The organism is Gluconacetobacter azotocaptans, from assembly GCF_014174355.1.
GTDB classification, from domain to species: Bacteria; Pseudomonadota; Alphaproteobacteria; order Acetobacterales; family Acetobacteraceae; genus Gluconacetobacter; species Gluconacetobacter azotocaptans.
This window is the reverse complement of record NZ_JABEQF010000001.1, coordinates 123,564-147,395: the sequence shown is the minus strand read 5'-3', so window position 1 is coordinate 147,395 and position 23,832 is coordinate 123,564. Positions and strand designations below refer to the sequence as shown.

The 23,832-nt window shown below is 66.4% G+C and carries 19 protein-coding genes and 2 pseudogenes; 9 read left to right on the top strand and 12 right to left on the bottom strand.

Annotated elements, in window-relative coordinates:
• The first annotated feature begins 50 nt into the window (after window positions 1-50).
• Window positions 51-1,361, top strand: a complete 1,311-nt coding sequence (locus tag HLH34_RS00710) for an alpha/beta hydrolase (RefSeq protein ID WP_183117666.1) — start codon at window positions 51-53, stop codon at window positions 1,359-1,361.
• Between the two features lie 16 nt (window positions 1,362-1,377).
• On the opposite strand, the gene HLH34_RS00705 is transcribed toward HLH34_RS00710, so the two are convergent.
• On the bottom strand, window positions 1,378-3,768 hold the full coding sequence (locus HLH34_RS00705) for a glycoside hydrolase family 15 protein (protein WP_183117665.1): 2,391 nt from the start codon (window positions 3,766-3,768) through the stop codon (window positions 1,378-1,380).
• A gap of 40 nt (window positions 3,769-3,808) precedes the next feature.
• Window positions 3,809-3,946 (bottom strand): hypothetical protein, encoded by a 138-nt coding sequence (locus HLH34_RS00700; protein WP_183117664.1) that lies wholly within the window; start codon window positions 3,944-3,946, stop codon window positions 3,809-3,811.
• 460 nt (window positions 3,947-4,406) lie between these two features.
• Here HLH34_RS00700 and HLH34_RS00695 point away from each other — a divergent pair, with 460 nt between their 5' ends.
• From HLH34_RS00695 to HLH34_RS00680, 4 genes and pseudogenes are all read left to right on the top strand, one after another.
• Window positions 4,407-4,571 carry a hypothetical protein gene (locus HLH34_RS00695; protein WP_183117663.1) on the top strand — a complete coding sequence of 55 codons (165 nt, stop codon included), beginning with the start codon at window positions 4,407-4,409 and terminating at the stop codon, window positions 4,569-4,571.
• A gap of 35 nt (window positions 4,572-4,606) precedes the next feature.
• Window positions 4,607-5,563 (top strand): D-2-hydroxyacid dehydrogenase family protein, encoded by a 957-nt coding sequence (locus tag HLH34_RS00690; protein WP_183117662.1) that lies wholly within the window; start codon window positions 4,607-4,609, stop codon window positions 5,561-5,563.
• A gap of 22 nt (window positions 5,564-5,585) precedes the next feature.
• A complete protein-coding gene (locus HLH34_RS00685) occupies window positions 5,586-6,143 on the top strand; it encodes a flavin reductase family protein (RefSeq protein WP_183117661.1) in 558 nt (185 codons plus the stop codon).
• Between the two features lie 56 nt (window positions 6,144-6,199).
• Window positions 6,200-7,097 (top strand): annotated as a pseudogene (locus tag HLH34_RS00680) (fructose bisphosphate aldolase).
• A gap of 149 nt (window positions 7,098-7,246) precedes the next feature.
• On the opposite strand, the gene HLH34_RS19260 reads toward HLH34_RS00680, so the two are convergent.
• From HLH34_RS19260 to HLH34_RS00650, 7 genes and pseudogenes are all read right to left on the bottom strand, one after another.
• A complete protein-coding gene (locus HLH34_RS19260) occupies window positions 7,247-7,825 on the bottom strand; it encodes a DNA-3-methyladenine glycosylase I (protein ID WP_204736742.1) in 579 nt (192 codons plus the stop codon).
• Window positions 7,826-8,020: 195 nt separating this feature from the next.
• Window positions 8,021-8,461: pseudogene (locus tag HLH34_RS19570) on the bottom strand (DUF4232 domain-containing protein); the annotation flags it as partial.
• Window positions 8,442-8,969, bottom strand: coding sequence for a hypothetical protein (locus HLH34_RS00670; RefSeq protein ID WP_244959530.1), 528 nt, complete (start codon window positions 8,967-8,969; stop codon window positions 8,442-8,444). The pseudogene HLH34_RS19570 and the gene HLH34_RS00670, both read right to left, overlap by 20 nt.
• Window positions 8,969-9,754 (bottom strand): copper resistance protein B, encoded by a 786-nt coding sequence (locus tag HLH34_RS00665; protein WP_306417741.1) that lies wholly within the window; start codon window positions 9,752-9,754, stop codon window positions 8,969-8,971. The genes HLH34_RS00670 and HLH34_RS00665 overlap by 1 nt, the downstream gene beginning before the upstream one ends.
• A complete protein-coding gene (locus HLH34_RS00660; RefSeq protein WP_183117659.1) occupies window positions 9,751-11,538 on the bottom strand; it encodes a copper resistance system multicopper oxidase in 1,788 nt (595 codons plus the stop codon). Before HLH34_RS00660 ends, HLH34_RS00665 begins: the two co-directional genes overlap by 4 nt.
• A gap of 76 nt (window positions 11,539-11,614) precedes the next feature.
• Window positions 11,615-11,995, bottom strand: coding sequence for a hypothetical protein (locus HLH34_RS00655; RefSeq protein ID WP_183117658.1), 381 nt, complete (start codon window positions 11,993-11,995; stop codon window positions 11,615-11,617).
• An 85-nt stretch (window positions 11,996-12,080) separates the two neighbouring features.
• Complete coding sequence (locus HLH34_RS00650; RefSeq protein WP_183117657.1) at window positions 12,081-12,566, bottom strand: VOC family protein; 486 nt, start codon at window positions 12,564-12,566, stop codon at window positions 12,081-12,083.
• Between the two features lie 379 nt (window positions 12,567-12,945).
• Between HLH34_RS00650 and HLH34_RS00645 the strand changes: the two genes are divergently transcribed.
• The 4 genes from HLH34_RS00645 to HLH34_RS00630 all read left to right on the top strand — a co-directional run bounded on the left by HLH34_RS00645 (window position 12,946) and on the right by HLH34_RS00630 (window position 20,195).
• A complete protein-coding gene (locus HLH34_RS00645) occupies window positions 12,946-15,918 on the top strand; it encodes a ligand-binding sensor domain-containing diguanylate cyclase (RefSeq protein ID WP_220791984.1) in 2,973 nt (990 codons plus the stop codon).
• 151 nt (window positions 15,919-16,069) lie between these two features.
• A complete protein-coding gene (locus tag HLH34_RS00640; RefSeq protein WP_183117656.1) occupies window positions 16,070-16,792 on the top strand; it encodes an acid phosphatase in 723 nt (240 codons plus the stop codon).
• Between the two features lie 11 nt (window positions 16,793-16,803).
• On the top strand, window positions 16,804-17,730 hold the full coding sequence (locus HLH34_RS00635) for a metallophosphoesterase (protein ID WP_240161306.1): 927 nt from the start codon (window positions 16,804-16,806) through the stop codon (window positions 17,728-17,730).
• Window positions 17,731-17,891: 161 nt separating this feature from the next.
• Complete coding sequence (locus HLH34_RS00630; RefSeq protein WP_183117655.1) at window positions 17,892-20,195, top strand: TonB-dependent receptor; 2,304 nt, start codon at window positions 17,892-17,894, stop codon at window positions 20,193-20,195.
• 296 nt (window positions 20,196-20,491) lie between these two features.
• Here HLH34_RS00630 and HLH34_RS00620 read toward each other — a convergent pair whose 3' ends face one another.
• The 3 genes from HLH34_RS00620 to HLH34_RS00610 are packed head-to-tail and all read right to left on the bottom strand — an operon-like array spanning window position 20,492 to window position 23,804.
• A complete protein-coding gene (locus HLH34_RS00620) occupies window positions 20,492-21,418 on the bottom strand; it encodes a 2-hydroxyacid dehydrogenase (protein ID WP_183117654.1) in 927 nt (308 codons plus the stop codon).
• Between the two features lie 14 nt (window positions 21,419-21,432).
• Entirely contained in the window at window positions 21,433-22,296 is an 864-nt protein-coding gene (locus HLH34_RS00615) for a GNAT family N-acetyltransferase (RefSeq protein ID WP_183117653.1), read from the bottom strand.
• 38 nt (window positions 22,297-22,334) lie between these two features.
• Complete coding sequence (locus HLH34_RS00610) at window positions 22,335-23,804, bottom strand: NAD-dependent succinate-semialdehyde dehydrogenase (RefSeq protein WP_183117943.1); 1,470 nt, start codon at window positions 23,802-23,804, stop codon at window positions 22,335-22,337.
• Window positions 23,805-23,832: the final 28 nt, after the last annotated feature.

The window sequence follows — 23,832 nt, the reverse complement described above, 5'->3', positions numbered from 1 at the left end:
CCCCCGGCCAGCCCGCATGGCAGGTCGTTGTCCCGCTTCCGGAGACCGTCATGAGCCTTCCGTTTCGCACCCTGCTGTGCGCCACGTTTCTCACCGCGCTTGCCGCCTGCGCGGAAGCGCCGGCCCCCAGCGCGGTCCCGGCACCGGCGGCCGTGCCCGACCGGCCGCTGGGCGATGGCGGCGTCAGCCCGTTCTACCAGCCGCCCACGAACGTGCCGTCCTCGGCCGGGAAGATGATCCGCACGGAAGCGATTGACGGGCTGCACCTGCCCGACCACGCCGACCATGCCGAACGCTTCCTCTACACGTCCGTCAGCGGCGTGGGGAAAGCCGAGCCGGTCGTCGTCTCCGGCCAGATTCTGTTTCCACAGGGGACACCGCCGAAGGGGGGCTGGCCGATCGTCTCGTGGGAGCATGGCACGACGGGCATCGCGGACGTCTGCGCGCCCTCATGGCGGGGCTATTTCTCGCGGGACCGCGCCTATCTCGACCGCTGGCTGTCCGCCGGTTTCGCGGTGGTCGCCAGCGACTATCAGGGGCTGGGCACGCCGGGGCCGCATCCGTACCTGATGTATCGTCCGGAAGGCTACAGCGTGCTGAACGCGCTGCGGGCCACGCTGGCACACTATCCCGACAGGCTGCGCAACCAGATCGTTCTTGTCGGTCAGTCGCAAGGCGGCGGGGCGGCGCTGGGGTCGGCCTGGCTGGCCCCGCGCTACGCGCCGGACCTGCGCGTCATCGGCGTTGTCGCCACCGGCGTCGTCACCCAGTTCGGCCTTCCCGCCCATCCGCGCCATGCGCCCCTGCCGCGCAGCAACACGGAATCTCCGCATATGGCGGCGGCTTTCGAGATTCTGACGACCGAAGGATCAAGGAAGAGCCTGCGTCCCGATCAGGACGTGGACCGCTTCATGACCGAAAAAGGCCACGACCTCTCCCGCCAGGCCCGCCAGGCATGCCTGGGCGACCTGTTTCGCTATACCGACAGCCATGACGTGACGGTCGAAAACAGCTTCACCGGCCGGTCCGCCGACGTCGAAGCCGAATACGAACAGGCCTTCACCATTCCCGATGCCCATCTGGCCATGCCGGTCTTCGTCGGCACCGGCCTGGCCGACGGCGAAGCCGGCGTCAGCCAGCAGTACAACGCCGTCGCCGCCATGTGCGACGCCGGAACGCATGTCACGTGGTACCGCTATCACGGCCTGACGCACAACGGCGCGGTCAACCCGTCGGCGAACGACTCCCTGCCCTTCGTCGAGGCCCTTTTAAAGGGGAAGGTGGCGGGAAGCAGTTGCCGCACGCTGACCCCCGTCGGGCATGAAGAGGCGGCGGCGCCGGGTATCCACTGGAACAACTAGGGGGCAGCGTCCGGCCTTATCCCTGAACCTCGATCGCGAAATCCTGCCCGCGCCATGTTCCGTCCGGACGCCGCCAGGTAAAGACGACGCGCGACCCCGCCGAGGCGCGCGCCGTCGTCAGTTCCGCCGCGAACATCCCCAGGCCCGTATCCTCGGCCGGGGTGTCGGTCACGTGCCGCCAGTCGTCCGTGCTCCAGTGAATCGTGGCGGCCTCGCACAGTTCGATCCGGACGTTCTGGCCCACCGGCATGCGGGTGCGCCGCCAGGCTTCGCGCCAGTCGCGCAGGCGCGGCGCCTGTTTCTCGACCAGGTAGCGCAGCACCGTCTGGGGCGGCAGGTCGAACACCGCCTCGTCCCTCAGGCTGCGCAACAGCTTGATATATTCGGCATGCGCCCAAACCAGCGGCATCGCCGAACCATTGGGCCGGCCACGGAACAGCCCCCGCCGGGGGATATCGTCCGCGTCCCATACCTGTTCGGGCAACAGGCCGCCATGGCTGGCGCAGCCCTCCATCGTGCCCCGCAACCGGGCAGCCCCCGCCAGGTCGCCGGCCAGGATCGCGTAATGCGCGCGCTCGCCGGTCAGCAGGGGCCATGCGCGCCCCTGGCCGACCCCGTCGAAGGGCCGTCCGTCGTCATGCTCGCCATAGCCGTCACCATTATAGCGATGCCAGACCGGCCCTTGCGGCAGGTCCACGCGGGTCAGGTGATCGACCACCTTGAGGGTGTCGAGGATGCGCGGGTCGTTCGCGGCCCGCAGCCCGAACCGCACCAGCGCAAGCGCGTCGATGCCGACCAGCGCCTCGGCCGCGATCGAGGTCTCGTTCCCCGGCCGGTTCCGCACCGTAACCCGGGCATGCCGCGGCACGCGCGACAGGTCCCTGTCGCCCTCAGGCGCGATCCGCAGGTAATAGCCCGACACGCCCAACTCATCCGCCAGGTCGGTGCCGCACACATGGATCCAGGCGTCGATATCGGCATTCCAGGCGTCGGCGGTGTCGCGCAGGAAACCGGCGATGCGCGTCTCGCCCAGCCGCTGGGCCAGTTCGGCGGCGACCAGCAGGCCGGCGATCTCCACCGCCAGGGTGGCCGGCGTATAACCCGCGTTTTCCTCCCACCGGTCCTGTTCGGTCGCCGGGCCGTTGCGGACGATGAACCCGGCCGCCGCCCGCACCATCGGCCAGTAGCCGGCGAGGTCATGTTCGGGCACCGCGCCCGAGCGAAAGGCGAGATCGAGCAGCAGGATCGGGTACGCCGTCTCGTCCATCTGCAGGCCATGCCAATAGGCGGTGCCGTCGAGCCAGCAATTCTGCAGCCAGTGGCCATCCGGTTCCTGGACGGCGCGCAGGTACTCCAGAGTCCGGCGCGCGTCAGCCACCGCCCCGCAGGCCAGCAGGGCCCCCGCCGTCTCGACCAGGTCACGCGCCCAGACCAGATGGTACCCGCCCATGTCGTCGTCGCCCTTGCTGGTCCCCCACGGGATCGACAGGCTGGCGATCGTGCCGCCGGGGAAGCGCGGGCTTTCATGGCTTCGCAGCACCGCCGTGCTGATCCGGTAGAAATTATGCGGGGTCGCGCCGTGCAGCGGGTCCAGCGGTTCCAGGCCGGACTGCCAGCGGCGCCAGGCGGCGGCGTACTCCGCCTCCGCCCGGTCGTAGCCCCTGGCCAGGCTGGATGCGGCCTGGAATGCGGCCTCCTCGGGCTTCCGGCCGAAGCCGATCGCCAGAAGAGTGGGGCGGTCGGCGTCGATTTCCGCGACCAGGGCGACATTTCCATCGGCGGCGCGATCGTAGACTTCGGCCAGATGGCCGTGCCGCCGCAGGATCTGCCATCCGTCCGATACGCCCACGAACCCGACGCTGCGCACCTTGAACCCGCCGTCGCATGCCAACGCCAGCGTTGTGCCGTCCCCCGACGCAAACAGCATGTCGGCGCCCTTGTACGTCCCCAGCCACGCGCTGTTGTCCGCCCCGCCATTGACCAGATGCGGCGCGAGCAGGACGAACAGCCGCAATCCGGACACCCCGCTTCCGAGCCTTAGCGAAATCCGCTGCAACACCGTCGAATGGAGGGGGTCGGACACGATCTGCTTATGAATCGCAAACCGCCCGGCCCGGCACCGGTTGACCAGCGTATGCAGCGGCACGCCATCCGCCGCCCGGTGCACCTCGTTTTGCGTATCGCGCTTTTCCTCGGCGAACAGCCCGCCCGCGACACCATCGGTCACGATCAGTCCGCAGTCGCGCGTGCAGGCCTGATCGACCCGGGGATAATAGAGTTCATTCAAGATCCCGTGACTGAGCGTGAACCAGACCTCGCTGCGCGCATCCAGTGCCGTCCCGACACCGTCCTTCGCGCTGGAAGTCCATCGGGGTTGAATGCCAGGATGCCCGGGCGCGTCCTTCATGCCGTCGTGCTCCTGCCGGCCTGTGGTCCGGAACTTGCGGTCAGGCGGTGATCGCCACAAGAATGGCCCAGGCCACCACTAGTACAATCAGAACTACAAGACCAATTTCGTCCCAGTAAGATAAGTTTCCACGATTTTTCCATCCCGGCGGCCCGGATGGTTTTACAAATCCCAACATGATCCTTCCTTTCGCAGGCCATGATTTGACATACTGTATGTGGTCGGATTCCCACGCCGTTGAAGACCCCCTCCGGCAACATCACGTGAAAGACACGGCATGCGCGTCCGCGCACCAAGATTTTTCTTGATTCCATATAAAATCAATAAGTTTTCCGTTCACCCCATCATGCAAATGAGGATGCGGATGGCGGAAACCGTTGCGGTTTCGCATTATGACGCGGATATTTGTAAACAATCCGTGACCGGACCGGCAGACCACCATGATGATTTGTAATGGACTGAAACGGATCGGACTGTTATTGTCTTGTTCATTCCAGAGAACCAGAAAACACCGCGTGGCATCGTTTGAGGACGGTCTGACTGCGCCTACGGGAATGGGAGCCGAAGCGATGCCTCATGCTGGCCGTTCCGCAAAAACATGCCAGTCAGACTGTGAATTTCCCCAAGAATGCGCGCGAATGGTCGCGTTGAATCTCTGTCCTCTCGCCAATCCGGACGTGGAGGGGGCGAATGTCCCGTTCCGCACCCGCGATCACTGGCTATGGCCGATCATCTCCATGACGGCCCTTCTGGTCGCCCTGGTGGCCTCGGCCGATGATCTGCTGCACCATATGACGCCGTGACGTCGCCCGCCGGGCCATGACGTCGGAGCCCTTCGATGAAGACATGCGTCATCCTGGACGACTATCAGGACGCGGCCATGCACATGGCCGACTGGAGTCCCCTGGCCGACCGCGTGAAGATCGTGCCTTTGCATCATCATATCGCGGACGAGCAGGCGCTGGTCGCCGCCCTGGCCGACGCCGAGATCGTCGTCGTCATGCGCGAGCGCACGCCGTTCCCGGCGCGGCTGTTCGCGCGCCTGCCGGCGTTGCGGCTGCTGGTCACCAGCGGCATGCGCAATGCCGCGATCGACCTGGCAGCCGCGACCGCCCACGGTGTTACGGTCTGCGGGACGGGCAGCGGGGCCGAGGCGCCGGTCGAATTGACCTGGGCCCTGATCCTGGGCCTGGCGCGGCATCTGGCCACCGAGAACGCCGCCCTGCGGCAAGGCGGCCCGTGGCAAAGCACCATCGGCACCGATCTGTACGGCCGGCGGCTCGGCCTGCTGGGCCTGGGCAGGATCGGGACCCGTGTCGGGATGATCGGCCGGGCCTTCGGCATGAAGATCGCGGCCTGGAGCCCCAACCTGACCCCGGAACGCACCGACGCCGCGGGCGTGGCGCTGGCGGCCTCGAAGGAGGAACTGCTCGAAACCAGCGATTTCGTCTCGATCCATCTGGTGCTGGGCGGCACCACGCGCGGCCTGCTGGGCGCCCCCGAACTTGCGCGAATGCCGGCGCATGCCTGCCTGATCAATACGGCGCGCGCGGCCATTGTCGACCAGCCCGCGCTGATCGCGGCCCTCGAGGGCAACCGGATCGCCGGCGCGGGGCTGGACGTGTTCGACTGCGAACCGCTGCCGGCCGACCATCCCTTCCGCCGCCTGCCCAACGTGCTGGCGACGCCGCATCTGGGATATGTCACCGACGGCAATTACCGTACCTATTTCACCGAAGCTGTGGAGGACATTGCGGCATGGCTGGCCGGCACGCCGGTGCGCGTCCTGGCCTGATCGCGCCGGCAGGACCGCAGCCATGAAGCCCTATCCCGCCGCAAAAGCCTATCGCCTGCTGGAACCCGGACCGGTGGTCCTGGTCACCACGCGTGCCGCGACCGGCCGCGCCAACATCATGACGATGGGCTTTCACATGATGGTGCAGCACGACAGCCCCCCATTGATCGGGGCCTGCATCGGCCCGTGGGACTTCAGCTTTGCCGCGTTGCACGAAACCGGCGAATGCGTCATCGCCATCCCCACCGTCGACCTGGCCGCGACGATGGTGGATATCGGCAATTGCTCGGGCCGGGACGTCGACAAATTCGCCCGCTTCCGGCTGACCGAAGCCCCCGCCAGGGCGGTCCGGGCGCCGCTGATCGCGGAATGCCTGGCCAATATCGAATGCCGGGTCGCCGACACGGCACTGGTGGACGCCTATGGGCTGTGGATCCTGGAGGCGGTCCAGGCCTGGACCGATCCCGATCGCAAGGAGCGGCGGATGCTGCATCACAACGGGAACGGGACATTCACGGTTGACGGCAGGGTGATCAACCTTCAGGAGCGGATGGTACTGTGGAAACAGTTTCAGGATTGAATTTCTGCATTCGACCCTCGAACATGCGTCACGGGCCCATAAAAGGATGAAAAATCATGTCCATTGACCGTATGAAAGCGCAAATGACTGAAAAGGCCGGGTTTATCGCCGCCCTGGACCAAAGCGGGGGATCGACGCCCGGCGCGTTGCGCCATTACGGCATTCCGGAAAGCGCCTATGAGGGCGAGGCCGAGATGTTCAGGCTGATGCATGAAATGCGCGTGCGCATCATCACGGCCCCGTCATTCAGCGGGGATAAAATCATCGCCGCCATCCTGTTCGAGCGCACCATGGATGGGCTGGTCGAGGAAAAGCCCGTCCCCAGCTTCCTGTGGGAAGACCGGGGCGTGGTGCCGTTCCTCAAGGTCGACAAGGGGCTGGAGCCCGAAAAGGGCGGCGTCAGCCTGATGAAGCCGATCCCGGGCCTGGACGACCTGCTGGCCCGTGCCGTGAAGCTGGGCATCTACGGCACCAAGGAACGCTCGGTCATCAACCTGCCCGACCGCGAGGGCATCGCCGCCATCGCCCAGCAGCAGTTCGACCTGGCCCGGCAGATTTCCGCGCACGGGCTGGTGCCGATCCTGGAGCCGGAAGTGCTGATCAAGAGCCCGGACAAGGCCGGCGCCGAGGCCATCCTGCTGGAGGAACTGACCAAGGGCCTCGACGCCCTGCCCGAGGGCGAGCAGGTCATGCTCAAGCTGACCATTCCGGACGTGCCCGACCTGTATCGCGACCTGATGACCCACCCGCGCGTGCAACGCATCGTCGCCCTGTCCGGCGGCTATCCGCTGGACGAGGCCTGCACGCGCCTGGCGGCCAATCACGGCATGATCGCCAGCTTCTCGCGCGCCCTGCTGGGCGACCTGAAGCATTCCATGAACGACGCCGAAATTCGACGCGACGCTGGCGCAGGCGATCGACAAGATCTATCGCGCCTCCACCATCAAGAACTGACGCATCGCCGTCACAAGGTAAGGTCGGGCTCCGCCCGAACGCGGCAAGGGCCTCGGCCCTTGCATCCCCTTCGATTCTAAAATCCTGATCTTCCAAAGGGCTACGCCCTTTGGTGGGTCAAGGGGAAAGCCGTTGCCTTTGCCCCCCGCCTACCGCGTCGCAGGATGCCGGAAACAGGCCGGGTCATGATCGTCGACCATGCCCACGGCCTGCATCCAGGCATAGACGATCACCGGCCCGACAAACTTGAACCCCCGCGCCTTCAGCACCTTCGACATGGCCTGCGACAGCGGTGATTGCGCCAGCACTTGCCCCGTGGTGTTCCTCACCGGGGCATCCGGCACCATGTTCCAGACAAAATCGGAAAACACTTCGCCCTTGTCACGCATGGCCAGATAGGCGCGCGCATTGCCGATCGTCGCCTCGATCTTGGCGCGCGCCCGGATGATGCCGGGATCGGCCATCAGCCGTTCCACATCGGCAGCATCGAACCGCGCGACGATCTCGGGGTCGAACCCTTGGAAGGCGCGACGGAATCCCTCGCGCCGCCGCAGCACGATCAGCCAGGACAGCCCCGCCTGAAAGCCCTCCAGCATCAGCATTTCCCACAACGCCCGGCTGTCACGCACCGGCACGCCCCATTCCGTGTCATGGTACGCACGCAGCAGCGGATCGGTCTCGGCCCACCGGCAGCGGGTCAGGGACGTAACGGAATCGGGGCAAGGCATGACCCCGACATAGCACGTCACGCCGGCGCGAACAGTGCGGCGCCGCCCCCTCAGCGGTGTCCGCCTTCGTCCTGCCTCCATAAGGTCGGGTCGCAAGGGTGTTTGGTCGAAATAATGCGTCGCATGCGCCGGGGCGCACATCTGGCGCCCGAAATGCCACCGCAACGGGCCGCCGGGCACATCCAGCACGATCGTGTCCGGCGTCACGCAGTTATGGCCGTCATCGAAGACGTCGCCGGACACCCAATGCAGCCGCGCGGTCAGTTCGGCATCCGCCGCCACCGCGACGGGTGGAAGGACAGGATCGGGATGCATGCCGGCCGGCGGACGACGCGCCATCGCCAGACGTTCATGGTCCCTGCCTTCGAACCGCAGCACAGGCAGCGCCGCCACCGCGCAGGCCCCCGGGCCGAGATTGCGGATCACCAGCAACGTTCCGCTCTGCGACATCCCGTCGAACTGGCCGTTCTCATCATCAAGACCCAGGGACAATTGCGCGGCGGTGCAGTCGGGAAACGTATCGGGCACAGGGCCGGCGGCGGATGCCCTTTGCGCACCGCACACGCCTGCCCCCAGGACCACCAGCGCCCACAGGGTCGCGGAGCGCCGCCGGCCCCTATGGACCGGGCGGAACATCGGCACCCTGCCGGACCTCGAACCGCAACACCCGCCCTGTTCCCGGATCGAGGTGGCAGGCCCAGGTGAATGCCGTCCAGCGCATCGGCAACGCGGCATGCAGGAACTGGCCGCGCCCTTGGACAAGGGCCGCGCTGACGACAATCTGGCTGTCCGGCCGCGCGTCCTGAAGAAAGAAACGATGCGCGGAGCCCCCCAGCCGCACCACGACCGGCCGTGCCGCGTCCTGGCACAGATAGGTCGTCATCAGCCACGCCGTGCCCTGCGCCCTGATGGCCGCGCGTTCGTCCGGATTCCGGATGGACATGAGGTGACGTGCGATGATCCGCTGTTCCATCGGCGACGGCGTCGCGTCGCCCGAGGCGTCCGCATGGGCCGGAACGATCGCGAGAATCCCACCGAGCAGGCAGCCGGACAATGCGGCCCGCAGTATCGGAAACAGACGCATTCCATTTTCTCCCCGCACGGTCGTCTCGACGTAGGAGTTGCTCAGGGCACCGCAGACCATCAGAACCACGTCCTGATCCCGAACGTGAAATTCAGGTCGTGGACACGCGCGCCCTGGCCGCGGGCCATGCTGGCGGCCTGGTCGAACGTGCCATGGTAGGCCACGCCGATATAGGGGGCGAATTTCCGGCGCCATTCATAGCGCAGCCGCAGGCCGGTATCGATGTCCGACAGGCCGCTGCCGGTCCCCCGCGCCCTGTCGGACGCCGAATAGACATTCAGCTCGACCTGTGGCTGCAGGATCAGGCGATTGGTCAGCAGCAGGTCGTAAGACCCCTGCACGCGGCCGGCGACGCCGCGATCGCTGAAATAGGCCGTCGCTTCCAGATTGAAGAAGTAAAGCGCCAGCCCTTCGACCCCGACCGCACCCCAGGCGCGCGTCGGGCCATTGTCGATATCGACGCGCACGCCCGTCTGGACATCGAAATAGCGCGAGATCGCGCGGTCATAGAGCACCTCGTGATCCCCGTCGCCGAACCTGCCGTCGGTGCCGACCGTCCCTTCGGATTTCAGCCACAGCTTGTCGTAATCGGTACCGTACCACGCCTGCCCGTCATAGCGGAACTGGCCGCCATCGGCGCCGTAGCGCGCCTCGAACTCATCAAGCAGCGCATGCAGATAGGCATTATGGTCCATGACCGGCGGCATGCCGTTGACATAGGCGACCGGCCCCGCCTGCAAGGCCGCGCCCTGGTTCATGCCGCTGGAGTGCGCCTGTCCGGCAACGGCCGTCGTGGCGGCCAGCATGGCGGCCGCGATCGCCCGGCCGGTGCGCGGCCCGATCATGACACCACCACCGTGCGGAACATGCCTACTTCCATATGATAAAGCAGATGGCAATGGTACGCCCACAGGCCCGGTTCGTCCGCCGTCACCAGATAGCTCAGCCGTTCGCCCGGCTTGACGATGATCGTGTGCTTGTAGGGCCGGTACGCGCCCTGCCCATTTTCCAGTTCGCTCCACAATCCATGCAGATGGATCGGATGTTCCATCATCGTGTCGTTGATCAGGACGAAGCGTACCCGCTCGCCCAGGTTCAGGCGGATCGGCTCGGCCTCCGAGAATTTTTTACCGTCGAACCCCCAGATGAAACGTTCCATGTTGCCGGTCAGGTGCAGGGTGATCTCGCGCGACGGCGGGCGCGGGTCCACACCCGGAATGGTGGCCCGCAGGTCGGCGTAGGTCAGGACACGGCGGCCGTTATGCTCCAGCCCGGCGCCCGGTTCGGCCAGCCGGTCGATCGGCATCATGGCGACGCTCTGCACCTCGACTCCCGGCTTCGGCGCCGTCCCGGACGACGACAGGGGAGATGGCGGGGCGGCGGCCATGCCCGGCATGTCCATGCCGTCCATCGCCATGCCCTCCATGCCCGCCGCGCCTCCGCCCGGCGCGGCCGGGCTGTCCCTCTTCGGCATGCCGCCGTGCGTCATGGCGCCCATGCCCATGTCCGTCATGGTGCGCAGCGGGCGCGGGTCCATCGGCGGAACAGGCCCGGCAAGGCCAGGCCGCGTCGCCAGCGTCCCGCGCGCATAGCCGGTGCGGTCCTCCGCCTGGGCAAAGACCGTGTACGGCCCGTCGGCGGCGGGCTGGACAATCACATCGTAGGTTTCCGCCGGCCCGATACGGAATTCATCGACGGGGACGGGCTCCACATCGTTGCCGTCCGCCTGCACCACGGTCATCGTCAGGCCGGGAATGCGCACGTCGAACAGCGTCATCGACGACCCGTTGATAAAGCGCAGGCGGATGCGCTCGCCCGGGCGGAACAGGCCGGTCCAGTTGGCGGCGGGGGACTGGCCGTTGATCAGGTAGGTGTAGATGATGCCCGACACATCCAGGATATCGGTCGGCGCCATGTTCATCGCACCCCAGCGCAGACGATCGCGAATGGTCTCGCCCAACCCCTGGCGGTGTGCATCGCGAAAGAACGTGCCCACCGTGCGCTGGCGGAAATTATAATAGTCGCTCTGGAATTTGAGGTTGGACACGATGTCCCGCGGATCCACATCGGTCCAGTCGGACAGCAGCATGACGTATTCGCGGTCGAAACGCTGCGCGTAGCCCGCCTTCGGGTCGATGATCAGGCCCCCGTACAGTCCCGTCTGTTCCTGGAAACCGGAATGGCTGTGGTACCAGTAGGTGCCGCTCTGACGCAGGCGAAAGCGGTAGGTGAAGGTTTCGCCGGGCGCGATGCCGCCGAAACTCAGGCCGGGCACGCCGTCCATGTCGGCCGGCGTGCGAATGCCGTGCCAGTGGATCGAACTGGGTTCGCGCAGCCGGTTGGTGACGTTCAGTTCGACCGTATCGCCCTCACGCCAGCGCAGGATCGGCGCAGGCGTGGAGCCGTTCACCCCCACCGCGCGCCTGCGCGCGCCGGTGACGTTGACCGGCACGGGGCCGATGGACAGGTCGAAACGGGTGCCGGGCATGGGGTCGGGCCGACCCGAGGCCGGCGTACAGGCAAACGCCCGCCGCCCCGACGCCGCCAGCGCCGCGCCCCACAGGCCCGTCCCGGCAACGAAACGACGGCGCGTGACCGCGCCCCGTCCCGCAAGGGATCGTGTTGACATTGATTTTGAACCACCAAGCAGAAACGACGGAACCGGCCCCATGCGGACGACCGGTCCTGAGACTGTCAGACCAGAATCAGGCCGTCTGTCTGGGTGGAGGCAGGGCAGGCGCGAAGGCCACGCCGGCGACACGGATGGCAGGATGCCGGCCGAACACCACCGTCGCCCGCGCCGGATTTCGCATCCGGGTCGCGAACGGCGGCACGATCCAGTCGGCCATGCAGGCACCCTGAAGGCAGCACCCGCCCGCCTGATGACAGGAATGGCGATGCCCAAGATCGCAGTGCGGCGCGCCCATGTGCATGTGGGCCATGGCCATGCCCGACATCGGCTGCCGCATGGTTTCGGCATGACCGGACACGGCGAACGGCAGCATCAGCCCCACCTGCACCAGCAGGCAGGCCAGAAATCGTCCCAACCGCGTCGCGCCGATCCTTTGCACGCCTAACCCCGTCATCCTGCCTGCCCCGACGGTCCGAAGCCGGGCCGAACATCCACGCAACGGCGATCATCGTCCACCATTTTCTGGATGCCGGGGCCCTCTACGGTGCCTGCGCGCGCAGTGCGGCGGTCTCCAGCCCGGCGATGTCGAGCTTGACCATGCCAAGCATCGCCTCGCCGACACGGCGGGCCTTTTCACGGTCCGGATCGCCCATCAACTCGCCCAGCCGCCGTGGCACGATCTGCCACGACAGGCCCCAGCGATCCCGCAGCCAGCCGCATCGCTCGATCGTTCCGCCATCGCGCAATGCGTCCCACAGCCGGTCGATTTCCGCCTGGTCGTCGCATTCGACCATGACCGAAAAGCTGTGGTTGAACGAATCGAGCGGGCCGCCCTGCAGGGCCATGTAGCGCTGGTCCCCCAGCGTGAAGGCCGCGATCGCCACGCTGCCGGCCGGCCCGCTGGGCGTATCGACAGGGATGCTTGTCACCCATTCGACCCGTGAGCCCGGAACGAGCGAGGTGTAGAAACGGATGGCCGCTTCCATGTCGCGCTGGAACCAGAGGTGCTGGATGATTTTGGCCATCGTCCCCTCCCCTGCCTTCGGCGGCAGGCAGTGAACCCGTATGCAGGGCCTCCTACGCCGGCGCGGGGCGTTCGTTCACCCGCCGCACCGCACTTGGCCGTGACCGCCGGCGATCCTTGCAAACACGCGAACATCGGGTAGATATCGCGATATCTACCCATGAGGTCCTCTACGGTCTGGCAAAGCGGCCTGCCGCCCGGCGCCGTTCGAGCAGCGGGTGGCGCGGAATGTTCGGGATGGTCGAGCGATCGGCCGGGAAACGTCCGGCACGCCCGTCGTGCGGTTGGCTGTGCCAGCGTCTTCTTCCGGTGAGGTGAGTTTGTTCAGCGCTGTCACTGGAAATGGGCATGCAAGGCAGGTCCGAGGCTGCCGCCCGGTCGTGCTCCTGCGTCTGGCGGTCGTCACCCTCTGCGGCCTTGTCGGCTTCATGCCGCGCGCCGAAGCACGCGCCCCGGCGCCCCCGCTGGCCAACTACGTCATCGACCACTGGTCCACCCGTGACGGCCTGCCGCAGAATTCGATCCGCGACATTGCCCAGACACCGGATGGCCGCCTGTGGTTCGCCACCTGGGAAGGGCTGGTTTCGTACGACGGAATGGAATTCACCGTCTATGACCGGGGCAGCCGCCCGGCCCTGCTCGATAACGGCATCGGTACGATCGTCGCGGACCAGGCGGGCACCCTGTGGTTCAGCGACTCGCGCGGCAACATCGGCCGACACGCCGCCGATGGAAGCTGGCGCCTGTGGCCGCACCCCGCGAACGCCCCCTCCATCATCGTCCAGTCGCTGCAGATCGACCCGACCGGCCGATTGTGGCTGCTCTACGAGGGCAACGGCCTGGGCACCATGACCGCGGACGGCACCTTCCATTACGTGGCGCCGCCCCCGAAATCGCCGCTTCTGAACCTGTATCGCCGGATGGTGCTGGACAGTACCGGCACGCTCTGGCTCGGGACATATGACGGTGTCGTCGTCCAGGGCGCCCAGGGCCAGGTCCATACCGCCCCGGCCGCCTGGAATCTGCCGCACGGGCTGGCGTGGCCCTACCGGGGGCCGGACGGCACGTTCTGGATCGTGGCGGGCAGCCGTATCTTCCGTGTAGGGGAGGCAGGGGCGTCCCTGCAGTACGACCTGCACGGCATCGGCCGGATTACCGCGCTGCTGCAGGACCGGCATGGCGCGCTGTGGGCCGGCACCGAGGATCACGGGCTGATCCGGCTCACCGCGTCGGGCATCGAGCGCCTGCCCGACTACATGGCCCCCGCCTCCGGCCGCATTCTCTGCCTGAGGGAGGACACCGAGGGCAGCATCTGGATCGGCTCGAACGGAGGGCTGTACCGCCTGCGCGAGGCTTTGTTCGGCACAGTGAGCCGCCGGGACGGCCTCCCCGACGATTTCGCGCGGGTCGTCCTTGAAGATCGGGGCGGCCGGCTGTGGGTGGGAACGGACGCCGGCCTGGCGCGGGTGGAACCCGATGGCACCGTCGTTGCCGTTCCCCTCTCCGCCGAGCACGATCGCCAACCCGCGGTTCTCAGCCTTGCGGAGGATGCAGGCGGCACCCTGTGGGTCGGCACCTATTCGGACGGGGTGTATGAACGCCTGCCCGACGGGTCTTCCCGTCACTTCGGCACGGCGAACGGGTTGCCGGCAGGCAATGTCCGGGCGCTGAGCGTCGGCGCGGACGGTCAGGTCTGGATCGGCACGCAACACGGGGTCTTTCACGTCGAGGGCGGCCTGCCGCATCCGCTCGACGGCCCGGACGCCCCGCACGGCCTTATCACCGCGCTGGCGGCGCGCGGCGACGATCTGTGGATCGGCACGCTCGACGGCGTGCGCCACGTGCATGGATCACACATCCAGGCCATCCGTTTCGGTGGCGCGCAGGGGGCGCACACCATCTTCGGGTTCACGACCATCGGCGGGGACCTCTGGATTGCCAGCGACCGGGGCGTCTATCGGGCGCGCGACGGGCAGATCACGCAGGTCGCGCGCGAACAGGGCCTGCCCGTCGATTCGATCTTCGCCACGATCCCCGACCGGCAGGGGCATGTCTGGCTGACGAGCAATCGCGGCGTTCTGCGATTGCCGCTGTCCGAACTCGAAGCTGTGGCGAACGGGCGGTCGCCGCGCGTGTCCGTGCTGCATTTCGACGAGACGGACGGCCTGCTCAGCAGCCAGGCCAACGGGAGCGCGTCCCCTTCCGCGATCATGCGCCGTGACGGCACGATCTGGATCGCCACCGCGATCGGCATCGCGCATGTCGATCCCGCGCAGTTCGATGCATTCGTCATGCGGCCGCCGCCGCCGCCCGTCGCGATCAGTTCGATCGAACGCGACGGATCCGAGGTCCATCAGCCGCTCGACGGCTCGGCCCTCCATCTTCGGGCGGGTCATGGCCTGTCGGTCCGCTATGTCGCCCTGAGCTACCTGTTTCCCGACCGGATCGTCTACCGCACGAAACTCGAAGGGCTGAGCGACTCATGGAGCCTCCAGGGAAATACGCGCAACATCCATCTGGTGGGCCTGCCCCCCGGCCAATACACATTGCGCGTATCGGCGGCGCATCCCGGGGGCGCGTGGTCCACGCACGACATGGCCCTGCCGCTGGTCGTGGATCCCCTCTGGTGGCAGCGCCGGGAGGTCTGGGTCGGCGCTGCAGCGGCGGCCGGCCTGATGCTGGTCGCGATCTACCTCGGCATCGCCCATTATTATCGCCGCCAGTCGCGGCGTCTGTCGCGCATCATCGGGGAGCGGACGCGGGAACTCAGGCAGACGGCCGAACGACTGCAGGCCGCCGATCATGAGAAAAACCTTCTGCTGGAACGCCTGCGCCAGCAGGCGGATGTCGCGACACGGCAGGCCAGGGAGGATTCCCTGACCAGCCTGCTCAATCGCCGGGCCTTCGATGAAAGGCTCGCCCTTGCGATGGACGGGATCGCGGCCGGCGGGCCGGGTTTCTGTCTTGCGCTGATCGATGTCGACCACTTCAAGTCGATCAACGATCGTCATTCCCACGCCGCGGGCGACCTGGTGCTGCGCGAGGTCGGCGTGGTTCTGCGCGCGTGCGTGCGTGCATCCGATGTCGTGGCGCGCATCGGGGGCGAGGAATTTGCCATCCTGATGCCCACGACCTCGCTGCCGGAAGCCCAAGAGGCCTGCCGGCGTCTGCGCGTCGCATTCCATGCGAAACAGGACTGGGGCGGGGCGCTCGCCCTGCCGGTGACGTTCAGCGCCGGGCTCGTCATCCCCCGCCCCGGCGAGACGAGTGCCGCGGTGCTGCTGCAACGGACGGATGCCGCGCTCTACCAGGCCAAGAACACAGGGCGGGACAGGGTGTGTTCGAGTGACTGAGGGCCGGGACGACCGCCAGGGCGGCATCCGGCCACCGTTCGTGACGTTTTCATGAAATGTCGGCCGTCTCGGATGACGCAGGGCAGGCGCGCGTGTCACAAGCGATGCCCATTGCGTATGGTCAACGAAACGCCCGCGGGCCGGTCGAGACATGATGCTGAAGCGCCTTGCCCTTTCCATGATGATCCTTGCGGCCGGCCCGGCCCGCGCCGACCCGCTGCTGCCGGACGGACGGACGGTGCTGCCCCCGCCGCCCGCGCCGCATTCCGCCGCGCAGGCCGAGGACCAGGAGGTTTTCGACCGGACGCGGCGCCTGGTCGGCTCGGCCCGCTGGGCCATGGCCCGCGAGGATGCCGAACTGGCCCCAGCGCGCCTGCTGGCCGATTTCAGCTGTGCCGCCGGCATGACCTTGGAGCCCGCGCGCCTGCAGCCGCAACTCGAGGCCCGGATCACCGAGGAAAAGCAGTTCTGGAAACGGCAGCGTCCGTTCGTGGACACCGACCGGCCGATCTGCACCGACGATAGCGCGCATCTGCGCGACAGCCCGGCCTATCCGTCCGGCCATACGACCCATGGCTGGATCGTGGCCGGCATTCTGGCGGAACTGATGCCAGACCGGGCGACGGACATCCTGCACCGGGGCCGGGCATTCGGCGAAAGCCGCATCGTCTGTGGCGTGCACTGGAAGAGCGACGTGCAGGCCGGATGGCTGAACGGCGCGGCGATGTTCGCCGCCCTGCAGGCCGACCCCGGCTTCCAGGCCGACATGGCCGCCGCCGGGCACGAAATTGCCGCCCTGCGCGCCCACCCCGCCACGCCCGACCCGGAGCGCTGCGCGGTCGAGGCGCGGGTGGCGGCGCAGCCGATCGAGTAAAGAGGACACCCATGACCATGATTCTGCCCCGCCGCGATTTCCTGACCGGCGCCACCGCCAGCGCCCTGCTGGCCTCGGTGCCGGCGCGGGCACGCACACCCACGCATAATTGCGTCATGATCGGCGACTGGGGACGGCAGGGGCAGTACGAACAGGGGCGGCTGGCCGCCCGTATGGGCCGGGTCGCAGCCGAGCATCGCAGCCTTTATACCGTTTCGGTAGGCGACAATTTCTATGACGACGGGGTGCAGTCGATAACCGACCGGCAATGGATCACGTCGTTCGAATCGATCTACAGCGCCGAAAGCCTGAAGACGCCGTGGCGGGTGATCCTGGGCAATCATGATTATCGCGGCAAGGTGGAACCCCAGTTACGCTACGGCCAGCAGGTGGACAGCCGGTGGTACCTGCCGGCCCGCTATTACAGCATGCGCGATATCCTGCCGGACGGGAGCACAGCGGAAACCTTCTTCCTGGATACCTCGCCGTTCATCAGCCGGTACCGGGGCACGAACGTCGATATCAGCGGGCAGGACACGGCGGCGCAGGTCGCATGGCTGGACGCGGCGCTGGGTGCGTCGGACGCGCGGTGGAAGATCGTGATCGGGCACCATCCGGTCTATACGGCCGAACGGCGCTTCGACGAGCCGGAACTGATTGCCGCGCTGGTGCCCGTGATGAAGCGGCATGGCGTGCATGTCTACATCAACGGGCACATCCACAACCTGCAATATATCGAGCGGGACGGCATCCATTACATCAACAACGGCGCCGGTTCGCGGATCGACCCGGTGGCGCCGGCGCAGGACGGCGGCATCGTCTTTCCGGGCGAACATGGATTCATGACGGTGGCGCTGTCGCGCGACGTGTTCCAGTTCCGCTTCATCGGCCTCGACGGGCGGTCCCTGCTGTCGAAAGATATCAATAGTTTTTCATAATATATCTCATACGAAAATCGTTTGAATCTTCTTCAAACTGTAACATATTCGCGATCTCAAAGTTGCTAGATGGCAATGGAATTTTTCATTGGGCCATTACCATCATGCGACATTATTCCCGTTTTCTTCTTTTCTGTTCTGTCCTTTCCGGATTCTCCGGAATGGCCCGCGCGGCGACGCCCACGGTTGCGCCCACGGACGCGGCCGTGACGAAGAAGGCGGCGGTCCCCGCCCCGCACGCCGGCGAGGACGTGGTCGTGACCGAGCGGCGAACCCGGTCGGAGCTGAGCGTCGGCAGTGCGCTGATCCAGAAGATCCTGCCCGGGACATCGCCGATCCAGGCGCTGGAGGTGCTGCCGGGCGTCATTTACACCACCGCCGACCCGTGGGGTTCGACCGAACAGAACGCCGCGCTGTATATCCATGGATTTGCCCAGAGCCAGCTGGGATTCACGATGGACGGCATACCGCTGGGCGACCAGACCTATAACAATTACAATGGCCTGTCGCCGCAGCGGATGATTTCGAGCGAGAACGTCGCGCATGTGTCGCTGTCGGCCGGCGCGGGCGACCTGGGAACGGCATCCACCAGCAACCTGGGCGGGACGATCCAGACCGTATCGAGCGACCCCAGCACGACGCGCGGCGGCCGCGTGTCGCAGAGTTTCGGAAGCTACGCGGCGTTCCGTACCTTCGGGCGGTTCGATACCGGCACGTTCGGCGGCAACAACCGGGCCTATATCAGCTATTTGCGGCAGGACGCCCGCGCCTGGGATTATCACGAGCACCAGGGCGGCCAGCAGGTAAACCTGAAATTCCTGCATGAGGGCGCGAAAGATCGGATCACGTTCTATTTCAGCTGGATGGACAAGGCGGAGGGCAACGAGGATGCGGTGGTGCTGCCGTCGAATGTCTATACGCGCCCGTCCTTCTACCCCGACCTGGGGCAAGCGATGGCCTACCTGAACAAGGCGGGGGCGCCCCCTGCGGCGGCTGGCCTGAATTTCCGCGATTATGCCAGCACGGCGCTGCGTCAGGATTTCATCGGTTATGTCCGCGACGAGCATCGTTTTTCGGACGCGCTGACATGGACGACGACGGCCTATGGCCATCGCGACGCATCGGCCGGGGTGGTAACCACACCGATCGGCGCATCTGGAATTTCTAAGATCCTCACAGCCTATTATCCGGACAGCGACATCCGCAGCCTGTTCGGCAGTTCGGGTTTCACCAACCGGACCACGGAATATTCGATCAGCCGCGAGGGGGTGATCTCGAACCTGAATTACCGGCTGGGGAAGCACGAGATCGAGCTTGGCGGGTGGTACGAGCGCAACGTCAACACCTTCGAACGGCGGTGGTATCCGTTTTCGGCCACCTCGCCGCTGTCGCCGTACGACCGGCCGACGGACCCGCTGATTAACCAGTTCGCCAACGATTTCTATACGAACACGTTCCAGACCCATATCCAGGACCGGTGGCATGTGACCCGGGACCTGACCCTGCAGGCGGGGTTCAAATCCAGCCTGCAATATACCAACGGCCGCCTGACGGTGCCCGGGCTGCCGGCGTCGCTGTCGCCGGCGGGCTCGACCACCGCGGCGGGCGGGCAGATCGACGCCGTGGATGCGTTCCTGCCCGGCTTCGGCGCGACGTGGCGCCTGTCGGCGCATGACCAGTTCTTCGCCAATATCCAGAAGAACATGCGCGGCTACCAGAGCCTGGGCTACGGCTACGCGACGCCGTGGGGCATTCCCAGCCAGGCGGGGTTCGAGAATTTCCGCCAGACCGGCAAGCCGGAGACCTCATGGACCTACGAGGCCGGGTGGCGGTTCAACCACCCGCTGTCGGCCGGGCCTCTGGTCAGCATCGACGGGCAGTTGTCCTATTACCACGTGGATTTTTCCAACCGGCTGCTGACGGTGAGTTCGTCGCCGCAGATCACCAGCCTGACGGGCGCGGCGTCGCTGCTGGAAAACGTGGGCGGTGTGACGACGAATGGCGCCGATGCGGAATTCACGCTGCATTTCACGCATCACCTGTCGCTATATGACGCGGTGTCGTACAACAAATCGACGTACGACAACAATTACCTGTCGGGCTCCGCCGTGGTTGCGACGGCGGGGAAGAACGTGGTGGCGGTGCCGGACTGGATGAACAAGTTCATCTTCGCCTATACCGACCACAATCTGTTCGCGCAGATCACCGGCGATTATATCGGCCGCCGCTATGCCACCTATCTGAACGATCTGTCGGTGTCGCCGATGGTGCTGTTCGGGTTCAACGGGGGCTATACCTTCCATCATCTGCCCGTGCTGCGCGAGGGGAGCATCCAGTTCAACGTCACCAACCTGACCAACACGCGGAACTGGTCGACGATCCTGGCGACGAACGCATCGAAGCAGTTCACGGCCTATCCGGTGGCGCCGCGCCAGTTCTTCGTGACGTTGACGGGGCGGTTCTAACCGTTCAGCCTCAGCCTTCGCCGATTTGCCCGACAACCGCGCTGGCCCCAGCCGGCGCGTCCTGGGGCTTACATCTTCGACCGGGTCTGCATCGAAAACGACATCGAACACCGGTTGACCAAACCCCATTACCGGCAACGACGTAGCCTTCGAGACCAGGCCCGTAGTTCCCTGGAGACTTAAACCATTCGGTCTCAGGGAATCCCGATGCCATTCAGCGCGCCCCGGTCGGTTTTTCGCGCCGGGCCCGCGTATTTTCGGCGTCCCCAATCCGCGTCTACGGCCTTCCGCTGCGGTCAGTAGCCAGCCGTTCTGTTGACCAGCCCCTCGAGCGCTTCACCCCTGCGATATCGTTTCAGGTTTTCTACGATGGACCGGCCGCCCGTGTCGGCCTGGGTTATGCTGGCCGTATGGGGCGTAATCAGGACGTCCGGGCGGCTCCACAACGGGTGGCCCGTCGGCAGCGGTTCGGGATCGGTGACATCCACGATGGCGGCCCCCAGTGTCCCGTCGTCCAGCGCGTCCATCAGGTCGTCCATCACCAGTTGCTTTCCTCGCCCGCAATGGATCAGCGCCGCGCCGCGCGGCAGACGGGAAAAGAGCGGTCGCGCGAGAAGCCGCGTCGTCTCGGCCGTCAGCGGCAGCAGGCAGACCAGGATGTCCGTTCCCTCCAGGAACGCATCAAGGTCCTGCTGCCTGGCGAAGGTGCGGACCCCTTCAATGTCGCGACGGCTTCGGGCCCAGCCCTGGCAGCGATAGCCAAGGGCGCGGACCGCCTCGATGACCGGCAGGCCGAGTTGGCCCAGGCCCATAATCCCCACGGTCAGGTCCGCTGCCGGCCGGTAGGAATGCGCTTTCCAGACCTGTTCGCGCTGCTGCGCGACATAGCGCAGCATGCCGCGATGGATGGCGAGGACCGCGAAGCGCACATAATCCACCATCCCGTCGGTCAGACCGGGTTCGATCATGCGCACGACCTGTACGTGGTCCGGCACGGCCGACAGGTCGAGCTGGTCCACGCCGGCACCGACCGAGAAGAGTACCTTGAGATTGGGAAATGTCTTCGCAAGATCCGGCGGCGGAACCCAGGCGGCCAGGAATTCGACCGCGGACGGGTCGGCGATGTCGGGCCAGATTTCAACCGTCTGGTCCGGCAGGTCGGCGGCGAACAGCGCGGACCAGGCCTCGGCCCGTTCCGCTGTGGACTTGATGACGAAGGACATGGTGACGCTGCTTCCTATCCCAATGCCTGGCTGCACAGGGCAAAGACCGTTGCCCCCCGTGTGGCCTCATGACCGGTCGCAGTGTTCATGGTGGTCACCGTGTCGACGCGCGGCAGCCCGATTTCGTCCAGCCATGCGGACAGGCCGCACTCCGCCGGCACGTCCAGGCGCATGAACTGTCCGGCGCAACTGCCGACCCAATGGGCGATCATGGCCGAGGCGAACTGATCGCACGTGGCAATCACCGGGCCGACCACCTTGCCCCAGCCGAACGGCCGGCAGACCGAATAGCCGACGATCGCGCCGCCATCGTCCACCACAATACCCTTGCCGGCAGCCAGCAGGTCGCACAGCAGGTCCCGCCGTTCCATGCCGTTTGCCGCCTGGTCCAGCGCCGCGAGGGCCGCGAGATCGTTCTGCCCCGCCGGCCGCAGGCGCATGCCCTCGGGCAACAGGATCAGCGGCTGGGTCGTGGCGATGGCCTGGCGTTGCTCGATCAGGCCGCACGGACGGAACCCGAGTTTTTCATACAACGGAAATCCGCCCGGCGTCGCATTCAGGTGCAGCGTGCGGCCGGGCAGCGCATTGCGCGCGCCGGTCATCAGCCGCCGGCCGATGCCGTGGCCCTGCCACGCGCCCGACACGATCACCATGCCCACTGACGCGTCGCGCGCGCCGTAGGGCCACCACATGATCGTGCCCACCAGTTCGCCGGTCGGCGTCACGGCGACCAGGCCGTGACCCGCCCCGAACATGAACTGCCAGTCCTCAAGCCGATGGGGCCAGCCCAGCGCCTTCGACAACCCGCTGGCGACGTCGATATCGCCGTCACGCATGGGGCGGATTTCGATTGCGGAAAGGCGGTCGGCGTCGGTCATGTCGGCATTCCGGGGGTTCGAGAAAGTGCCAGGAGAGGTCATGAAACATCCCCCCCGAGGCCACCGATATGGAAACTCTTGATTTCGAGGAATTCGTCCAGACCGGGGTGGCCGCCCTCACGGCCCAGGCCCGACTGCTTCACTCCGCCGAACGGGGCCGATTCCATCGAGATCGCGCCGGTATTCAGCCCCACCATGCCGAATTCCAGGGCCTCGCCCACCCGCCAGGCACGGTCCAGGCTGGCGGTGAAGAAATAGCTGGCCAGCCCGAACGGCGTCGCGTTGGCGATGCGTACGGCCTCGACCTCGGTTTCAAAGCGAAAGACCGGCAGGACGGGGCCGAATGTTTCCTCCCGCGCGATCCGCATGTCCGTGGTCACGCCGGTCAGCACCACCGGACTGACGAAACGGCCCTCGACACACAGCGGCGCCGAGGCATAGCGCGCGCCGCGTTCCAGCGCGTCCTCGACATGCGCGCGCATCTTGGCGACCGCAGCGTCATTGATCAGCGGCCCCAGGGTCGAGGCCGGGTCGAGGGCCGGCCCGACACGAAGGCCCGCGACCTCGTCCAGCAGTCCCGCGACGAACCGGTCATGAATGCCGGACTGGACCAGGACCCGGTTGGCGCAGATACACGTCTGCCCGGCATTGCGGAACTTGCTGGCCATCGCCCCCTGGACGGCAAGATCGCACGCCGCGTCATCGAAGACGATGAACGGCGCGTTGCCGCCCAGTTCGAGGCTCAGTCGCTTTATGGTGTCGGCCGATTGCTGCATCAGGATCGCCCCCACCCGCGTCGAACCGGTGAAGGAGAGTTTGCGCACGGCCGGGTTGCCGGTCAGTTCGGCGCCGACGGCCTCCGGCATCCCGGTAACGACGCTGAACAATCCGGCGGGGACGCCGGCGCGTTCGCCCAGCACAGCGACCGCCAGGGCCGAGAACGGCGTCAGTTCCGACGGCTTGACCACCATGCTGCACCCGGCCGCGAGGGCCGGTGCACATTTGCGGGTAATCATGGCCAGCGGGAAGTTCCACGGCGTGATCGCGGCGCTGACCCCCACCGGCTCCTTCAGGACCAGGATACGGCGATCGCGCGCCGGCGGGGCAAGAACGGCACCGTCGATGCGCCGCGCTTCCTCGGCGAACCATTTGAAGAATGATGCGGCATAGCGGACCTCGCCCAGCGCCTCGGCCAGGACTTTGCCTTGCTCGATCGTCATGATCCGGGCCAGATCTTCGCTGTTTTCCAGTATCAGGTCGTGCCAGACCGTCAGCACCGCCGCGCGTTCGGCAGGGGCGCGGCGTTTCCAATCCGCCTGGGCCTGCCCGGCAGCCTCGATCGCGGCGCGGGTTTCGGCCGTGCCGCAGGCGGGGACGTGACCGATGATCTCGCCCGTCGCGGGATCGTCCACCGCGATCGTGCGTCCATCGGCGGCGTCGATCCATGCTCCGTCCACGAACGCCTGCTGGCGAAACAGGCCCGGATCGTTCAACTGCAAGGCGATCATTCGGTGCGTCTCCGTGAAAATGCCGGCC

Bases quoted from the DNA above. Each gene is read 5' to 3' on its own strand.
- HLH34_RS00710 (WP_183117666.1), top strand. From the start codon at position 51: ATGAGCCTTCCGTTTCGCACCCTGCTGTGCGCCACGTTTCTCACCGCG.
- HLH34_RS00705 (WP_183117665.1), bottom strand. From the start codon at position 3,768: ATGAAGGACGCGCCCGGGCATCCTGGCATTCAACCCCGATGGACTTCC.
- HLH34_RS00700 (WP_183117664.1), bottom strand. From the start codon at position 3,946: ATGTTGGGATTTGTAAAACCATCCGGGCCGCCGGGATGGAAAAATCGT.
- HLH34_RS00695 (WP_183117663.1), top strand. From the start codon at position 4,407: ATGGTCGCGTTGAATCTCTGTCCTCTCGCCAATCCGGACGTGGAGGGG.
- HLH34_RS00690 (WP_183117662.1), top strand. From the start codon at position 4,607: ATGAAGACATGCGTCATCCTGGACGACTATCAGGACGCGGCCATGCAC.
- HLH34_RS00685 (WP_183117661.1), top strand. From the start codon at position 5,586: ATGAAGCCCTATCCCGCCGCAAAAGCCTATCGCCTGCTGGAACCCGGA.
- HLH34_RS19260 (WP_204736742.1), bottom strand. From the start codon at position 7,825: ATGCCTTGCCCCGATTCCGTTACGTCCCTGACCCGCTGCCGGTGGGCC.
- HLH34_RS00670 (WP_244959530.1), bottom strand. From the start codon at position 8,969: ATGGTCTGCGGTGCCCTGAGCAACTCCTACGTCGAGACGACCGTGCGG.
- HLH34_RS00665 (WP_306417741.1), bottom strand. From the start codon at position 9,754: ATGATCGGGCCGCGCACCGGCCGGGCGATCGCGGCCGCCATGCTGGCC.
- HLH34_RS00660 (WP_183117659.1), bottom strand. From the start codon at position 11,538: ATGTCAACACGATCCCTTGCGGGACGGGGCGCGGTCACGCGCCGTCGT.
- HLH34_RS00655 (WP_183117658.1), bottom strand. From the start codon at position 11,995: ATGACGGGGTTAGGCGTGCAAAGGATCGGCGCGACGCGGTTGGGACGA.
- HLH34_RS00650 (WP_183117657.1), bottom strand. From the start codon at position 12,566: ATGGCCAAAATCATCCAGCACCTCTGGTTCCAGCGCGACATGGAAGCG.
- HLH34_RS00640 (WP_183117656.1), top strand. From the start codon at position 16,070: ATGATGCTGAAGCGCCTTGCCCTTTCCATGATGATCCTTGCGGCCGGC.
- HLH34_RS00635 (WP_240161306.1), top strand. From the start codon at position 16,804: ATGACCATGATTCTGCCCCGCCGCGATTTCCTGACCGGCGCCACCGCC.
- HLH34_RS00630 (WP_183117655.1), top strand. From the start codon at position 17,892: ATGGCCCGCGCGGCGACGCCCACGGTTGCGCCCACGGACGCGGCCGTG.
- HLH34_RS00620 (WP_183117654.1), bottom strand. From the start codon at position 21,418: ATGTCCTTCGTCATCAAGTCCACAGCGGAACGGGCCGAGGCCTGGTCC.
- HLH34_RS00615 (WP_183117653.1), bottom strand. From the start codon at position 22,296: ATGACCGACGCCGACCGCCTTTCCGCAATCGAAATCCGCCCCATGCGT.
- HLH34_RS00610 (WP_183117943.1), bottom strand. From the start codon at position 23,804: ATGATCGCCTTGCAGTTGAACGATCCGGGCCTGTTTCGCCAGCAGGCG.